At 54.8% G+C, this 17,183-nt stretch carries 12 protein-coding genes and 1 pseudogene; 6 read left to right on the plus strand and 7 right to left on the minus strand.

Translation table 11 applies throughout. The features are described 5' to 3' along the window. Window positions 1-86 precede the first annotated feature (86 nt). Together NP590_RS15145 and NP590_RS15150 are read right to left on the minus strand one after the other, a co-directional pair. Window positions 87-1,187 carry a PDDEXK nuclease domain-containing protein gene (locus tag NP590_RS15145; protein ID WP_256603416.1) on the minus strand — a complete coding sequence of 367 codons (1,101 nt, stop codon included), beginning with the start codon at window positions 1,185-1,187 and terminating at the stop codon, window positions 87-89. Then, window positions 1,184-3,355, minus strand: a pseudogene (locus tag NP590_RS15150) (type I restriction-modification system subunit M). Before NP590_RS15150 ends, NP590_RS15145 begins: the two are co-directional and overlap by 4 nt. A gap of 350 nt (window positions 3,356-3,705) precedes the next feature. Here NP590_RS15150 and glnE point away from each other — a divergent pair. Next, window positions 3,706-6,576 (plus strand): bifunctional [glutamate--ammonia ligase]-adenylyl-L-tyrosine phosphorylase/[glutamate--ammonia-ligase] adenylyltransferase, encoded by a 2,871-nt coding sequence (gene glnE, locus NP590_RS15155; RefSeq protein WP_256603417.1) that lies wholly within the window; start codon window positions 3,706-3,708, stop codon window positions 6,574-6,576. A gap of 62 nt (window positions 6,577-6,638) precedes the next feature. Here the strand turns inward: glnE and NP590_RS15160 are convergent, their stop codons facing one another. Next, complete coding sequence (locus tag NP590_RS15160) at window positions 6,639-7,325, minus strand: hypothetical protein (RefSeq protein ID WP_256603419.1); 687 nt, start codon at window positions 7,323-7,325, stop codon at window positions 6,639-6,641. A gap of 51 nt (window positions 7,326-7,376) precedes the next feature. Beyond that, on the minus strand, window positions 7,377-7,850 hold the full coding sequence (locus NP590_RS15165) for a hypothetical protein (protein ID WP_256603420.1): 474 nt from the start codon (window positions 7,848-7,850) through the stop codon (window positions 7,377-7,379). Between the two features lie 336 nt (window positions 7,851-8,186). Between NP590_RS15165 and NP590_RS15170 the strand changes: the two genes are divergently transcribed. The 3 genes from NP590_RS15170 to NP590_RS15180 are packed head-to-tail and all read left to right on the plus strand — an operon-like array spanning window position 8,187 to window position 11,280. Next, the gene (locus NP590_RS15170) at window positions 8,187-8,633 is read left to right on the plus strand and encodes a putative lipoprotein (RefSeq protein ID WP_256603421.1); all 447 of its coding nucleotides are present in this window, start codon (window positions 8,187-8,189) and stop codon (window positions 8,631-8,633) included. A gap of 2 nt (window positions 8,634-8,635) precedes the next feature. Next, the gene (locus NP590_RS15175) at window positions 8,636-10,483 is read left to right on the plus strand and encodes a hypothetical protein (RefSeq protein ID WP_256603422.1); all 1,848 of its coding nucleotides are present in this window, start codon (window positions 8,636-8,638) and stop codon (window positions 10,481-10,483) included. Between the two features lie 17 nt (window positions 10,484-10,500). Beyond that, window positions 10,501-11,280: a hypothetical protein gene (locus tag NP590_RS15180; RefSeq protein WP_256603423.1), complete on the plus strand. Its 780-nt coding sequence runs from the start codon at window positions 10,501-10,503 to the stop codon at window positions 11,278-11,280. Window positions 11,281-11,297: 17 nt separating this feature from the next. Here NP590_RS15180 and erpA read toward each other — a convergent pair whose 3' ends face one another. Together erpA and NP590_RS15190 are read right to left on the minus strand one after the other, a co-directional pair. Further along, entirely contained in the window at window positions 11,298-11,630 is a 333-nt protein-coding gene (erpA, locus tag NP590_RS15185) for an iron-sulfur cluster insertion protein ErpA (protein WP_196437847.1), read from the minus strand. Window positions 11,631-11,808: 178 nt separating this feature from the next. Continuing rightward, on the minus strand, window positions 11,809-14,421 hold the full coding sequence (locus NP590_RS15190; protein WP_256603424.1) for a sensor domain-containing phosphodiesterase: 2,613 nt from the start codon (window positions 14,419-14,421) through the stop codon (window positions 11,809-11,811). A 163-nt stretch (window positions 14,422-14,584) separates the two neighbouring features. Between NP590_RS15190 and NP590_RS15195 the strand changes: the two genes are divergently transcribed. After that, window positions 14,585-15,385 carry an exodeoxyribonuclease III gene (locus NP590_RS15195; protein WP_256603427.1) on the plus strand — a complete coding sequence of 267 codons (801 nt, stop codon included), beginning with the start codon at window positions 14,585-14,587 and terminating at the stop codon, window positions 15,383-15,385. Between the two features lie 43 nt (window positions 15,386-15,428). Continuing rightward, the gene (locus NP590_RS15200) at window positions 15,429-16,334 is read left to right on the plus strand and encodes a phosphate/phosphite/phosphonate ABC transporter substrate-binding protein (RefSeq protein ID WP_256603428.1); all 906 of its coding nucleotides are present in this window, start codon (window positions 15,429-15,431) and stop codon (window positions 16,332-16,334) included. 90 nt (window positions 16,335-16,424) lie between these two features. On the opposite strand, the gene NP590_RS15205 is transcribed toward NP590_RS15200, so the two are convergent. Continuing rightward, window positions 16,425-16,814: a lipocalin family protein gene (locus NP590_RS15205; RefSeq protein WP_256603429.1), complete on the minus strand. Its 390-nt coding sequence runs from the start codon at window positions 16,812-16,814 to the stop codon at window positions 16,425-16,427. Window positions 16,815-17,183 lie beyond the last annotated feature (369 nt).

Raw genomic sequence — 17,183 nt, forward strand, 5'->3', positions numbered from 1 at the left:
CACCCTATGGGCTTTCCCACAAGCGGCGGTTGGCCGGAATTTCAGAAGCGTTGCCGCCGATCTTTGATATTGCCTGAATGATCTGGTCACCCCCGCAACTCCCGCAATTGCCGGTCGATGAATTGCTGCATGGTGGCTTTGTCCGGCATTTCCAGCAGGTATTTGGAGACGAACAGTTGGTTGTCCATGCCGGCCAGGGCGTATTCGACCAGGGCGTGATTTTTCTCGGTACACAATAAAATGCCCACCGGCGGATTGTCGCCGTCGGCCAGCATGTGGTGTCGGTACCAATTGACGTAAGTATTCAGCTGGCCGATGTTTTGGTGGCTAAAGGCTTCCAGTTTCAGCTCCACCAAGACATGACATTTGAGGATGCGGTGGTAAAACACCAGATCGACGAAAAAATGTTCGTCGCCGATCAGGATGCGTTTTTGGCGGGCTTCGAAACAAAAACCGTGGCCAAGTTCCAGCAAAAACTCCTGCAATTTGCCCAGCAGTTGGTCTTGCAGTTGCGATTCGCTCATCACTTCGGCGGGTTTTAAACCGAGGAATTCAAAGATATACGGATCGCGGATATTGAATAGCGCCTGCGGTTCGGCGTCCTGTTGGGCCTGTTCCGACAACTTTTGTTTATCGTGCGAAAGACCGGAACGCTCGTAATACAGGCTGCCGATCTGGCGTTTTAATTCCCGCACCGACCAGTTGCCGCGCAGGCATTCGGTTTCGTAGAAGTTGCGCTTGGTTGAATTTTCTATGTCTGTCAGTAATTTCAAGTGACTATAGGATAAGCGAGTCAGCAGTTTTTCGGATAGCTCGGATAATTGTGCCGGCGCTGTCGGCACTTTTTCCGAATCGATGTTTACATTCGGAGGCAACAAGGTTTGCAATTGTGCCGACAGTGTCCGCACAATGTTGGGGTAGGTACGATAAAAACTCAGATAGTCGTAAAGTTGGCGACGCTTGCAATTGCTGGTGCCAGTGAGTTCGGCGGCCAATTTATCCAACAATTTTTCGCCGTAGGCGGCACGATCAGCACCATGCAACTGATACTCGGCAATGTAAAATCCGATCAGCCAATTGCGTAGCGTTAAACTGAGATTGATGGCTTTTACCGCTTGCGCAGTCAATTCACGATGCGCGCCTTGGATGCTATCGACCAATTGCTCGAACGTGTTTACATGGTTCACGCCGTCACCTCTCTGAGCAAATCCACGATCTCGCCTTCCAGCGCCTTGATTTCGGCTTCGATGGTTTCCAGTTCGCGCGGCGGTTCGTAGCGGTAGAAATGCCGATTCAGAGGAATTTCATACCCGATTTTAGTTTTGCCGTGGTCAATCCAGGCATCGGGGACATGCGGCAGCACTTCGCGCTTAAAGTAGTCGTCGATATTTTCCTTGAGCGGGACGGTTTCGGTATCGCGCAAGTCGGTGTCGGGCTCCGGGTTGCCTTGTTTGTCTCGACAGATTTCTGCGTTTTCATCCCGTTCTCCCAAAGCCGCAAGCACCGCTTTCAGTTCGGAGGCCGATAAGCGGATGCCAGTTGCTTGTTCGGTTTGGCGCAGGGCATTTAGGAAGACTGTCCGATCCAGGCATGTAGGGGCGAAAGATTTTTCGCCCGTAGGAGCGAAAGATTTTTCGCCCCTACGAGCAAACGCGGCCAGTAAATCGCGGATTTGTTGTTGGCGGGCACGACCGGCTTCGATTTCCTGCTGGCGGACGGTTTCGTTCTTTTTACTGCTACTGGCAAGATTGATGAATGCGGTTTGCTGTTCCAGGCGGGCGATTCGCTCTGCGCTGGCTTGAAAATTGAGTCTGAGTGGGCGCTCGACGGTGATTTTGTGATAGCCAAAGTCTTGGTTATCGAACACTTTGCTGACAATCAGCGGCTTGTTGGGAGTTTCGTCATCGTAGGGGCGAAAAATTTTTCGCCCGTACAGTTCGCCATCCTGAAAATTGGCATAGATGCGGGTGATGTCGCCGATATGGTCCGGGTCTTTGGCTTTGTCGCTGGGGTCGCCGATGCGGCGGCGCTTGTTGCCCAAGGATTTTTCCATAGCCACCCATAAATGGCGGGCGTCGATCAATTGCACTTTGCCTTTGCGCCGTGGTTCCTTGCGGTTGCTGATGATCCAGATGTAAGTGGAAATGCCTGTGTTGTAGAACAGTTGTTCCGGCAGGGCGACGATGGCCTCCAGCCAGTCGTTTTCAATGATCCAGCGGCGGATTTCGCTTTCGCCGCTACCCGCATCGCCGGTAAATAAGGGCGAACCGTTAAACACGATGCCGATACGGCTACCGCCGTTGGCCGGGCTGCGCATCTTGCTGATCATGTGTTGCAGAAACAGCAGCGCGCCGTCGTTGATGCGCGGTGTGCCGGCACCAAAGCGACCGGCAAAACCCAAGGTGTCGGCCTCTTGCTGGATGGTTTTCTGTTGCTGTTTCCATTCCACGCCAAAAGGCGGATTGGCCAGCATGTAGTCGAAAGTCCATTTGTTGCCGTCGCTGTCGCGGTCAAAACCGTCACGGGTGAAGGTGTCGCCCAGGATGACATTGTCGGCATCTTCGCCCTTGATCAGCATGTCCGATTTACACACCGCCTAAGCCTCGTCGTTAAAGTCCTGACCGAATACCTTGGGTTGCGCGTCGGCATTCAGCTTGCGGATGTATTCCTCGGCCACCGACAGCATGCCGCCGGTGCCGCAGGCCGGGTCGTAGATGGTTTTGACGATGTGACTTTGTGCCAAATCCTGCTCCGGCACCAGTAACAGGTTGACCATCAATTTGATGACTTCGCGCGGAGTGAAATGCTCGCCGGCTTCCTCGTTCGATTGCTCGGCACCGATACGGATCAATTCTTCGAAGACATAGCCCATTTGCACGTTATCCACCCGTTGCGGGGACAGGTCGATGGCGGCAAAAGCTTTGACCACTTCGAACAGGATGTTCTTTTCCGCCATGTGGGCAACTTGCTCGCTGAACTTGAATTTCTCCATGATGGCGTGGACATTCGGCGAAAAACCGTTGATGTAGCTGTTTAGATTGGGCGCCAGATTATTCGGATCGTTGAGCAGGGAATGATCGGCATTCTTATCGAGCTGCATGCGCGACAGATTGTAGAAGCGGTGGCCGGTAATGGCCTGCAGCCTGGCCTGGATGACCCGTTCCGGCTTGCCTTGTAGATTTTGGGATTCGGCAAATACGGCGTCCTTGCTGGGCGCCAGCAGGCAATCGAAGCGCCTTAACACGGTCAGCGGCAGGATGACTTTGCGGTATTCGTTGCGCTTGTAAGGGCCGCGCAACAGGTTGCAGATGCTCCAAATAAAATTGGCCAGTTGGCTGTGGGTTTCGCCGTTCATTTAGTGATGTTCCTTGTTAACTACTCGGTAAGCCGTTCCAACCGCGCTGACAACATTAATTTCCCTCTCCCTCCGGGAGAGGACAGGGTGAGGGTATAAAAATCAACGCCTTACCTTGTTATTTCTCCTCTCTCCAACCCTCTCCCGCAAGGAGAGGGAGCTTTTACGACACCGTCCGGAGGGGAGGAAGTTGTTTTGGACGGAAGCCTAAGAATAGTTGATTAAATCCCCGGATTTAATCATTACCTTAACCCATCAGGCAACTTAATCCCTGAGCCGGTGGGGAACAACTCCATCATCGCCGGCGGGATTTAGGTATGATTGGCCGTCATTTTTTGCCGGATATGCCTATGAGCCTTCAGACCCTGCTGTCGCAACATCAACCGTATTTGCCGCGGACCCTGCAAAGCCTTGCCGAATCCGTTTGCCGACAGCTGGAGGAAAAACTGTCCGCCGACGATCTGGCCGTTTTTGCCGACGACAGATTTGCCGGGTCTGTGTTGAAAGTCTGCTGCTGCAGCGAATTCGTGCGCGACAGCTGGCTGCGCAATCCCGGCTTGCTATCTGATTTGGTGACCAGCGGCGACTTGTTTTCCGCCGACCGCGGCGGCGCTTACCGCCAGCATTTGCTGGACAATCCGGCCGATGCGGAAGCGATGCTGGCCAGGCAATTGCGGCAATTCCGCCGCCGGGAAATGGTGCGTATCGCTTGGCGCGATCTGGCCGGCTGGGCGAACCTGAACGAAACCCTAGTCGACCTGACCGCGCTGGCCGAAGCCTGCATTCAAACCGCGCTGGACTTTTTCTACCAACAAGCCTGCAAGCGCTGGGGTACGCCCACCTTGAGCAACGGCGAGCCGTTCAATATCGTGGTGTTGGGGATGGGTAAACTGGGCGCCTGGGAGTTGAATTATTCCTCCGACATCGATCTGATTTTCGCCTATGCCGAAGACGGCCTGCTAAGCGAGAAAAAGGAAATCAGCTACGGCGAGTTTTTCACCCGCATCTGCCGCTCCTTGATCAAAATGCTGGACGAAACCACCGTCGACGGCTTCGTGTTTCGCACCGACGTACGCCTGCGCCCCTTCGGCGACAGCGGGCCGTTGATCATGACCTTCGACGGCATGGAAAATTACTACCTGACCCAGGCCAGGGAGTGGGAACGTTACGCCATGATCAAGGCCCGCCAGGTGGCCGGCGATTTCGATACCGGCAAACAGCTGGCCGCGCTGATCAAGCCCTTCGTCTACCGGCGCTACCTGGATTACGGTGCCTTCGAGGAACTGCGTTCGCTGAAATTCCAGATCATGCAGGAGTTGAAACGCAAGGACAGGCTGGACAACGTCAAGCTCGGCCCAGGCGGCATCCGCGAAGTGGAGTTTATCGGCCAGGCTTTTCAACTGATTCGCGGCGGCCGCGAACCGGCCCTGCAACAAAGGGAAATCCAAGTCGTCCTCGGCGTGCTGCGGGAGCTGAACTTGATGCGGGCTGACGACGTTGCCAACTTGAAATTCGCCTACCGTTTCCTGCGCCGGGTGGAAAACCACATCCAGCAATACCAGGACCGGCAAACCCACGATTTACCGCAGCAGGCGCCGGTGCAACAGATTCTGGCCTATTCGCTGGACTTTGCGGACTGGGACAATTTCAAGCAGGAACTGGATAGAGTGCGCGGCAGCGTGCAGGCGGTGTTCGACGAAGTGTTTTCGCTCAGCGAGCAAGATAGCCGGCAACATGCCGCCCGGCAGGTCTGGACGGGCGCCGACGAGGAGCGGTCGCTGGAAAATCTGGCCGGTTACGGCTTTGCCGACCCGCAAGCGGTTTACAACGCCCTGCGCGACTTCAAAATCTGCTCCCCGATCAAACGCATGACCCGCAAGGGTGCCGGCGTATTGGACCGCTTGATGCCGTTGTTGATAGAACGGGTGCCTTGCGTCGAAAATCGCGACATTACCTTGAACCGTATCCTGGCGCTATTCGAAGCGGTGGCCGGCCGCAACGTGTATTTATCGCTGCTGGCGGAAAACCCGGACGCCCTGACCCAGTTGATCACGCTGGCCGCCGCCAGCCCCTGGATTTGCGAGTATTTGGCCGAATACCCGATCTTGTTCGACGAACTGCTGGACCCGCGCAGTTTGTTCGAACCCCTGAAAAAAGACGACTTACGCCAAGACCTGCGACGGGAACTGGACAGAACGGACGGCAACGACGGCGAGCAGCTGATGATAGCCTTGCGCCAGTTCAAGCACCAAAACGTGTTGCGGGTGGCCGCCGCCGACATCATGGGCGTGTTGCCGGTGATGATAGTCAGCGATTATTTGACCTGGATCGCCGAAGTCATTCTGGAACAGGTACTGGAGCGGGCCTGGCGCATACTGACCGACAAACACGGCTGCCCGCCCAACGGCCAAATCGATACCGCCGGCGGTTTCGCCATTATCGCCTTCGGCAAATTCGGCGGTATCGAACTGGGTTACGCCTCCGATCTGGATTTGGTGTTTTTATACGACTGCGCCGACGGCAACGCCATGACCAACGGCGACAAACCCATCAACAGCGGCCAGTTTTACCTGCGCCTGGGCCAGAAAATCCGCCATATTCTGGACACCAAAATGCTGTCCGGCGTGTTATACGAATGCGACCTGCGCTTGCGTCCCAACGGCGACTCCGGTCTGCTGGTCACCCACATCAAACAATACGAAAATTACCTGCGCGAACAGGCCTGGACCTGGGAACACCAAGCCTTGGTAAGAGGCCGTTTCGTGGCCGGCGATCCCGCGCTGAAAACCGAATACGAAGCCATCCGCGGCCGCATCCTGGCTCTGCCGCGCGATCTTGCCGAATTGAAACGACAGGTGCGGGAGATGCGGGAAAAGATGCGCGAACATCTGGACAACTCGGCGGCCGGCACCTTCGACCTCAAGCAAAGCAAGGGCGGCATCGCCGATATCGAATTTATCGTCCAATTCGGCGTTCTGGCCGAAACCGCCCATAACCCCGCTCTGGCCACCTATACCGATAACGTGCGCCTGCTGGAAGGCTTGGCCGCGCAGGGCTTTATCGATGCCGACGACGCGGCCCTGCTGAAAAAAGCCTATATCGGCTACCGCGATTACGGCCACCACCAGGTTTTGCAAGGCGAAAGCGCCACCGCCAGCGATGCCGAATTCAAGGAAATGCGGGCACGGGTGGATGAAATCTGGCGGGCGTTTATGGAATGAAGCTTTTTTGCGACGGCTTGAAAAAACCGCCCCGACCAACCGGCCGCAATTTTGCCGGCTTGTCAGCCCGGAAAATCATAGCCGTCTCTGGCGAGATATAAAACAGTGGATACCGTGCCGTCTTGGTTGGCTGACCGCTGCATCGTCATTTGCGGCAGTTCGGCCCCTAGCGCCAACGAAAGCCGCATGCCAAGTTCCTGGGAACTGCCGGTATCGCCGTGTGATAACTCTATTTTGCACAGGGTGGCGCGGCATTCGAGATGCCGCAGTTCGGCCTCCTGGAAAGTTTCGTCCTCCAGCACCTCGCCTATGGTCCGCTTTGCCTGTTCGGCCCAAGCGTAATCCACGGCTTGACTCGTCAAGGCCTGGCTTATGGTTTCCATCCGTTTGTTGTGCAGCGTTTCCGCATCCTGCAGCGCCTGTTCGGCAATGGCCTCTAAGTCGTCCGCCGGCAGAGCGGTGGATGCTTCATCGCTTGCCGCCACTTGGGCACTGGCTCTCGCGCCTTGCCGCGTAATTTCTTTACGAAGCGCGGCAAACTCGTCCTTGAGTAAACCTACACTCCGCCGCAGATCGGCAATTTCCGCCTTCACAACCGCGTTAGGCGCGCTTTGAGCGACCGGCACCGACTCGTGGCGGGAGACGATACCTTGCGCCGCATTCGCTCCTTCAACGCCGAGGCTTTCGTAGGTCAGCCAATACGAGGCCGCCAAGGCAAGCGCCAGATAGATTCCCGTACCAATTTTCATGTTATACCTCCCAGGCGTGGCGGCATTTGAAGATGCGCGCCGGAGCAACGCTTATTTTTCAATGACGGTGTAATTCCAGACCGATCCGTGAGGGGGAAGGTTGCAGAAAATGACATAGGTTCCAAAGACTCCACCTTTGTCCAGCGTCAAATTGAGCGAGGTAACAGAACTGCTGGTAGTTGACGCCGTTTTGGAGGCCACCAAATTGGAATTGGCATCCAGGGCTTGACTGGTACAGGTCAGTGCGTCGCCTCCCGATGATCGAACTTTTATCGCCACGCTTTGAGTGCCGTTGTTATTCAATGGATTCTGGCGTGTTATCGGACAAAGCACGGATTTATTGCCGGATGTATTACTCGTGTACCAAATGCCCACGGTATCGGTTCGAAAGGATGAGGTATCGGCACCGTTGACGGCCTTGCAGTTGCTACCCGAATAGAATCCGAATTCGCCGGCGGCCCGAGCGGATTGCAGGCCTATCAATATGAATAGGACTAGGATTGAGTAAGCGGTACGTGTGTTCATGTTATGTTCTCAGTTGAGGTTCATCGGTGACGGCAATGTTTCCGGGGCAAGCCGGACCCAACCGTCTGCATGGGCAATGTCAGCTATTTCCGCGTGGCTTGGTGTATTGCCTGGGGAACAGTTTGCTTACTGCATGTTTCCGGTTTATTTCCCGTTTGGCGGTTTTTGTTTCAATTGTTTCGAACCAAAACGGTGAGATTTCCTTTCCGCCAGCCGCTTCCTCAACCAAAAGTCGCCCTAATGATTCATTCCTGGTGACGGACGAATAATGTTTGCTGAACCACCGTAGATATCTTTATCATGAACCCTATGGAAACACTTTCTCGGGAGACCGCCATGTCCGGTTTTAAAACTTTTTTACAATCTATCGCCTTGCCATGCTTGCTGTTGGCCTTGAATGCCTGCTCTTTTTCGCATAGTTCGGAATCCAGTTCCGACAGCCTGGGCAGCGTCTCCGATCTGGCCTCATCGCCGTCTTCCATATCTTCTTCCAAAAACAGCAAAAAATATCAGGCGGACGTGCTGGATTACACTTATGCCTATGTCAAATCCTCGTCCGACGCAAGCGACTATAACGACTTCCAAAAAGGCTTGGCGGAGATCGCCGAACGGCACGGCATCAGCGATTGGGAAGACGATCCCCTGACTTACAGGGCCATGGGCAAGGCTTTGAAAAAAGCCCGTATCGACGGCGTGGGCTATGAAACCTTCAAGAAAAATTTCGCCGACGGCGACAGCGAAAAAATGCGGCTGATTCAGGAAGGCTACGACAATCAGAAATAGCCTTGAAACGTCTGGCTGGGCTGTTGGCGTTGCTGTGGTTTAGCAGCGCCGACGCCAAAACCCTGCGCTATCTGTATATCGAAGCCAACGAAGGCAGCGCCAGCGGCGGCCACGTCGCACTGCAACTGGATGACACGGTTTTCCATTACCAATACAGCGACGGTCTGATACGCCTGACCCGCGACGAGGCCTCGGACTTCGATTTCGACTATCGTTACCGGCAAAACCGTAATCTGCATGTAGCCGACATCGAAGTTTCCGATGACACCCATGCCAAGTTACTGGATCACTTCCAGCGCCGCTTTTGGGAACAGGACAGGCAATTCAGGCATCTCCGGGCCTTGGAAAACGACGGCCACCTGCTGAGATGGTTGCTGAGCCTGAAAACGGCCGCCCCGGCTCTTCCCCACCCGGCCTTGCAATTGCCCGGCGCCGGATTGTTTTATGCTGCCGGCGATTTCGACAAAACACCCGTCACCGGCCCCTGTCAAACGCGGGAGGCGGCCGCCAGCGTGCTGGGACAGTTGCGCAACCAGCTGCGGCAACAGCATGGCGAGGCCTTTTTGGCCGGGCGTGCGCGGGCGCTGGCTACATCGATTCGGCGCTTGTCCCCCGAGGAGTCATCCGTTCAGTCCTCAAGTTATACCTTCTCGCAGCGTTACCTGGATTTGTTGAACGGCGCCTTGGCTCTACGGGTTTTGCAATCCGCAAAGCCATTGGCCGCAAACGCCTGCCATAGCCTGGATAGTGCCGACGGAGATATGGACGACGCCCAACGGCAAAGTTTGCGCTTGTACCGGCGGCGATTGCTGCGTAGCGCCGGCATGCTGCTGAGCTCAAAACGGCCGGATTGGGGACAGGCGCTTTTGATAGCCATGGCCCGCTTGGTGGCGGCGGAGCAAAGCTTGCTTAACCAACGCTGGGTTTTTCTGGATGACTTCGATCCGGCGACAAGCGTAATTTCGCTCTCGGACTACGCCAATCAATCCGACGCCATGCGGCAACAGCATCTGGCGGCGCAACAGCGCTGGCGCCGGCTTTGGCGGGAGTTGAGCCCCAAACAAGCCCTGGACGATTTAAGCTACACCGATCTGGAAATCGCCGCCAACCGCTACCACGCATGGCAAAGCAGCCGGACCTCGCAAACCCTGCGCTATATCGGTCAGCTGCATTTGCCGCTAAGACCCTTGCCGTTGCCGGCATGGCTGGTGCCGGATTTATCCGTGCCGCGGTTGCAGCAGGCTTTGCTGGTCCGGCAGGGCCGGTTGTCGGAATTGGCCGAAGCGCTGGAGCGGCAGTACGCCTATCGGCTGTTATCCCGCAATTGCGTCACCGAACTGTTTCGCGGCATTCAGCAAGCCATGGGCGCGGAAGCCGAGACAAGCCTGGGCGGCGTTATCGACCCGGACCTGAATCCGATACCGTTCCGCGCCTTCGCCAGCGTGCAACAGCACTACCCGGTCAGCCGGACCCGCATACTGCCATCTTATCGCCGGCAACAATTGGCAAAACGCCATGCCGAGGAATTTGCCCCCTGGGTGTTCGCGCGGGAATCTAACGTGTTGACCGCCGAGCTGTACCGCTACAATCCAGACGATGCGGCGTTTCTGTTTTTTACCGACGACAGCCTGTTGCCGCGGCCGCTATTCGGCGCCTTCAATTTGCTGACCGGCTTGGGCCAAGGCTTATGGGGCCTGTTACAAAGCCCGTTCGACGAAGGATCCGCCTTGCGGGACGGCGGGCGCGGCATCTTGATGAGCCTGCCGGAGCTGGTATTTGTGAATATACGCAAGGGCAGCTACAAATTCGTCTTACCGGCGGAATCGCCGCCGCTTTCATCGCTGCCCTGACCCGGCGGTTTGGCCCATTGACCTTATTCAAAACCATCCGTGTCCTGATTCTGCTATTGCTGTTTCTCGGACTGGCGTTTTACGCCCAACAACAAAAACTCAAATCCCGCAACTGGACGGAACCCTTGCGGTTGGTGATTTACCCCATCAATGCCGAACCCGGCAATCCGACCGTCGACGACTATATCCGCGAGCTGGACGACGGCGTATTCGCCCCGCTAGACCGCTTCTTCGCCGACCAAAGCCGCGACTACGATTTGATCGTCGAACAGCCAACCGTCACCACGCTGGGGCCGGTCGTAAGCGTACAACCGCCACCGGCGCCGTTACCGGACGCCGGTTATGCGGCGATAATCTGGTGGGGTATTCAATTTCGATATTGGGTGTACAGGAACACCCCGGATGCGGACTCCAACATTCGCCGGGTAAGGGTATTCGTGCAATATCATGCGGCCGGCAAGGACAAACGCTTACAGCATTCCTTGGGCTTGGACAAGGGGCTGGTAGCGTTGGTACAGGCCTTTGCGGCCATCGATCATGATCAGCGGAACAATGTCGTCATCGCTCACGAAGTGCTGCATACCGTCGGCGCCACCGACAAATACGCGGCGGACAACAGCGCGCTATTTCCGCTAGGTTATGCCGATCCCGACCGGTCCCCGCTCTACCCGCAACAGCGGGCGGAAATCATGGCGGGCCGGATTCCGCTGTCGGAAACCCGCATGCGCATGCCGGAAAGTCTGGCCGAATGCATGCTGGGAGACGCCACCGCGCGGGAAATCAACTGGCTGCGCTAAGCAGGCGGGCCCGGACCTCAAGCCGAGAAGGAGGAACCGCAGCCGCAGGTGGTGGTGGCGTTGGGGTTGCGGATCACGAACTGGGCACCGCTGAGATCTTCCTTGTAATCGATCTCGGCGCCATTCAGGTATTGAATGCTCATGGAATCGATCAAAACGGTCACGCCGCCGTTTTGGATTTGGGTGTCATCGTCGTTGACCTCCTCATCGAAGGTAAAGCCGTATTGGAACCCGGAGCAACCGCCGCCGGTGATGTACACCCGCAATTTGAGGTTGTCGTTACCCTCTTCCTGAATCAAACCCGCAACCTTGCTTGCGGCACTGTCGGTAAATACAATGGGATCGGCCATAAAACTCTCTCTAAGTAACTGATAAAAAAATAATTATGCTTTTACCTAGTATTTTAATCAAGAATTAAGCGCTTGGCTATGCCTAACGATCATGCGGACCTGGCACCGCCCCGGCAAATCAAAGGCAGTCGCTCCCGCCATGCCTTTCAGATTAGGCCGAACGCATCCCGCCGGCCCGTTAAGACTCCGCCAGATAAAGCCGAGTGAATTCGGCGGCGGGCACCGGTTTTCCGAAAAAATACCCCTGTCCGGAGCGGCATCCTTCCGCCATTAAAAAATCCCGCTGTTGGGAATTTTCTATGCCCTCCGCCACCGTTTCCAGCTGCAAACTGCTGGCCATGGCGATCACCGCCCGGGCAATGGCATTGCTGTTGGGATCGTTCGGAATATCCCGCACAAAGGACTGGTCTATTTTCAAACGCTGAATGGGCAAGCGCTTTAAATATTTCAGGCTGGAATAGCTGGTACCGAAGTCGTCTATGGCCAGTTCCACTCCCATTTGCCGCAGGGCATCCAGCATCACAAGAGACTGTTCCGCCTCGATAATGAAGCTCTCGGTGACTTCCAGCTCCAGAAAACCGGCCTCCAGCCCGGTTTCGCACAAAATTCGCCCCACCGATTCGGCGAAATTACCGCGCTGAATTTGCAGGGCGGACACGTTGACCGACACTCGGTCCAGTTTCAGCCCACCGCTCAGCCACTGCTTGATTTGCCGGCAGGTGTTTCGGACCACCCATTCGCCCAATTTGACGATCTGACCGGATTCCTCGGCCAGGGCAATGAATTGCGCCGGCGAGACGAGGCCCAGCTCGGGATGCAGCCAACGGGCCAAGGCTTCCGCGCCTATCAGTTCGCCGGTCGCCATATCGAATTGCGGCTGAAAATGTACGCTCAACTCGCCGCGCTCCTCCGCATTGCGCAAGGCGCTTTCCAGCATCAGATTTTCGTAGACCGTGCGGCTCAAACCGGCGCTATAAAACTGGCAGTTATTCCGGCCCTGGTTTTTGGCGTGATACATGGCGGTATCGGCATGCTTGAACAAGTCCTCGATACTGGAAGCGTCTTCCGGGTACATGGCTATGCCTATGCTGGGCGTAACGATGAACTCCCGCCCGTCCGCCACGATGGCGCGACTCAACAACTCGGACAATTTACCGGCCACGGCATGAGCCAGTTCCGGCCCGGCCAGCTCGCCGAGTATCACCACGAATTCATCCCCGCCCAGCCGGGAAACGGTATCGGTTTCGCGCACGGCCAAAGCCAGCCGCTTCGCCACCTCCTTCAGCAGCTGGTCGCCCACGGAATGCCCGAAACTGTCGTTAATGTTTTTAAAGCGGTCCAGGTCGATAAACAGCACCGCCATTTTATGTTGCTGCTGTTCGGCCCACCGCATAGCCAACGACACCCGCTCTTCCAGCAGAATCCGGTTGGCCAGGCCGGTCAACGGGTCGTGATGGGCCAAATGGGACAGCCGCTCTTCAATCTTCTTGATGCCGGTAATATCGGTCATGATGGCGACATAGCTGCTGATAGCGCCGCTGCCGTCCCTGACCACATTGATATTTTCCAGCATCGGAATCACTTCGCCGGACTTGTGCCGGTTCCAGATTTCGCCTCGCCATTGGCCCGTCTGCAGCAGGGACCGCCATAATTCGCTGAAAAATCGCCCGTCATGCAATCCGGATTTCCATTTGGATGGTCGCTGACCGATCAATTCGGCCTGACTGTACCCCGTCATGGCGCATAAGGCCTTGTTGACCGCCACGATACGGTTATCGGTATCGGTGATGACGATACCCTCGGAAGTATTTTCGAATACCGTGTGGGTTTGCGACAGCTTTTGTTCGAAATGCTTGCGCAGGGTGATGTCGCGCACAATCAGGGTATAAAGTTGCCGCTTGGCCATCGGCAGGCAGGCTATCGATAACTCCACCGGAAAAGCTGAATTATCGGCGTAATAAGCCAAAATCTCGGTGGCCCCGATTACCCCGCCTTTTTGCACCCGCTTAAGCAGCCGGTCGAAGGCTTGATCCCCGTCGGCGTGCTCGCCGCCGGCAAACAGGAATTGCGCGGGCCGGCCCAACACGGTGTCGGCCGCATAACCGAACATCTCCCGCGCGGTGCGGTTAAAGCTTTCGATCAGGCCATGCTCGTTCAGGATAATGATGCCGTCTCCGGCATTGTCCAGTATTAGGCGGTTTTGCTGTTCGCTGGCCCGCAGCGCCGCTAGGGTGGCTTCCTTCTGTTGGCCCAGGCGCTTGCGTTCCAATTCCATGCCGATGCGCTGACCGATAATGCGCAACAGTTCCAGATCTTGTTCGGTGAAATCGCGCGGCTTGTCATCCAAAAGACAGGTCACCGCCACCACGTTGCCCGCGTTATCCAGGGCCGGAAAACCGCAATAGGAATAAGCGTTATGCTGCCGCAAAAAAGCGGCCCGTGGAAATTGCGCCGCCACATTCTGGATCACTCGAATATCCTTGGCGGCTTCGACGGTAGCGCAAGGGGTGACGGCCAACTGACACGAACCGGCGTTGGTGAAAATATCTCCTTGCACATAGACGCTCAAGAACTGCAATTGGTCGCCTTGAATCTCGGACAGACAGACCACCTTGACAGCCAGCAGCTCGCCTATCATGCGGGCGGCATAGGCAAAAACCTCCATCGGGTCGCCCGACATCAGCAAGCTTAACTCATACAGGCGCTTGAGTCGGTCGATTTGCCGCGCGGAGGCGTCCGCATCGTCATCGGCCCGACTGAAATCGAAATTTTTCACTTTTGCGCTACCCATTCCGGCCATCCCCGCACTTTTTTACCCATGGAATTAGGGAAAGAAACACTTTCCAGCCTGCTTTCCGGTATAAAATACCACAATACTGCACAAACAAAATACACGACAATTCAAGATGTTAGAACAATAATCTCCTTTTCGCCCTTAATTCTTGCAAGCCGACATGCGCATCATCTCCCTTAACCTGAACGGCATCCGCTCCGCGGCCAGTAAAGGCATGTACGAATGGCTGGACAAACAACGGGCTGATTTGATCTGTCTGCAGGAATTGAAAGCCCAACAGGCCGATCTTTCCGAGCAAATGCGACGCCCGAACGGCTATTACGGTTATTTTCATTACGCGGAAAAAAAAGGCTACAGCGGCGTGGGCATATACAGCAGACAGCCGGCCGATGAGTTCATAGAGGGCTTGGGACACACCGATATCGATGCGGAAGGCCGCTATCTGGAAGCTCGTTTCGGCAATTTATCGGTGGTCTCGTTGTATCTTCCCTCCGGTTCCAGCGGAGCGGAACGCCAAGCCGTCAAATTCAGCGTCATGGCGCGGTTTTACCCGCATCTGGCGGAATTGATGGCCAGCGGCCGCGATGTCGTGGTATGCGGCGATTGGAATATCGCCCACCAACAAGCCGATTTAAAGAACTGGCGCTGCAACCAAAAAAACTCCGGCTTTCTGCCGGAAGAAAGAGCCTGGTTCGGACAGGTTTTGCACCAGCAAGGCTGGGTGGATGTTTATAGAAAGCTGCATCCGGACGCCACCGACGCCTGCTACACCTGGTGGAGCAACCGTGGCCGGGCTTGGGACAAAAACGTGGGATGGCGCATAGACTATCAGGTGGCAACCCCTCAACTGGCCGGCAGCGCGGTATCCTGCGACATTTATAAGGACCAACGCTTCAGCGACCATGCACCGCTGACCATAGATTACGCATGGACCTTCGCGGACAGCCCGCCGAAAAAATGACCAGCCGTTTTAGCGCCTAATTTTTACATACCCCAAATTTGAGATGTCGAAACACAGTATCGTGACTGTTTTGCTCGGAGGCCTGCTCGGCTTGGGCTTGTGCGCCAGCCCCGCGCCCGCCCTGGAAAATAACATGACGCTGGCGTATATAGGGACCGGCTTAAAAGAGCTAAACAACACCGACAAGCAGGTCGCCCTGCAAATACTGGCCAAGGAATTAACCAAAAATGTCGATACGGAATTAAGGGTTACACCGTTAAACAGCATGCGGGAACTGCTGGACTTGGCAAGCACGGGAAAACTCAATTACAGCCTGATCAACAGCTATTTTTATATCTCCCATATCGAGCAACTGCGTCCCTTGATAACCGACGAAATATGGGCGGCCCAGCGCGGTCAGGAACTTGGTGAAGACTATGTGTTAATTGTCAACAACGACGTCGATTATAAGGATATTCGCAGCCTGTCCGGCAAACGCCTGTCTACATTCACCGATGATTTACTGATGGGATTTTATTTGGAACAACTTATCAAACGGGAAGCCAATACATCGCCCGAGCGTTTTTTTAAAGCTATCAAGGACACCAGAACTCTGTCTCAATCGGTCTTGGACGTCTATTTCAAAACCAGCGACGCCTGTCTGGTTCCCAGCCATATTGTCGACTTGGTCACCGAACTCAATCCGGCGGTAAAACAGGGCATTAAGATAGTTCATCACTCCGGCGCCGATTTCATCATGGCCTTGATACTGGTATTCAAAAATAACCCGGATACGGAAGCAAATGCCATTCGCGGCAATTTGCAACAGCTCCCCAACAGTATTGCGGGCCAGCAGATTCTGGATCTGTTTCACATTAAAACCATCACCCGAATACAACCCGAGTCTCTCGACGGCATGTTAAGCCTTTATCAGCAGTACCGGGAAAATCAACACAAAAAAAACCGTTGATACTTGAGTTTGTCGTTGACTTTCAGGCGGATTCTAAAAATACAGGACAGTCCTGGCGGAACCTGATGCTCCGCCAGAAACAGTTTGGCCTTATTTTTTGTTAAAAAAATACAAATCGCCGAATTTACCTTTTAAAGTCATATTTTTGTCGTTTATTTCCACCAGGGAATACACGTCGAATTTATCGGGCCGGCCCAAAATGGCGATTTTTAATTTACCGTCTTCCACCTCGTAATTGACCGGCGGCTGGTCGTAAAAAGTCCCCTCCCGCGGAATATGTAAAATAGTGACTTTACCGTCTTTAAAATTCCAAGTGTCTTCCCGCTTGATATTCTCCTCGCTGGCTGCATTTTTTTTGGTGTGGTCCAGTTTCCAGGAACCGTTCACTTCATCCTTGGATTGCAAGGGTGTGTCCGCAAATACCGCCGGAGCACCCAAGACCAAGCCCAACAACATCACCGCTGCATAATTCTTTTTCATTATTATTTTCCTATTTTCGAATTGACGCCTTTTGGATTCTACTCGCCTGAATCCGATAACTGAAGCAAAGAAAACACATTTAATTAATTGCTGTTTATTTATAAAAATAGCCATGAAAATTAGAGCTTTACGGTTATTAATAATTTGAATACGCGGAGTAAAACCTAGAGCGGTGTCGGGTAGGAAAGAATAATCGAGCGAGGGGGAATCCGCGATGGCGTGATACGCCGAAGAATTGGCAGCCAACATGTTGCGGGCAAGCCTGTTGTCTTTTCACTTGACATTATATTGAGAATCATTATCATTTGTATCCGATAGTCTTCTCTCGTGCTATCACCGGCGCACCTGGTCATCCTCCAAAGTATCAGC

This window comes from Methylomonas subterranea (assembly GCF_024505185.1).
GTDB classification, from domain to species: Bacteria; Pseudomonadota; Gammaproteobacteria; order Methylococcales; family Methylomonadaceae; genus Methylomonas; species Methylomonas subterranea.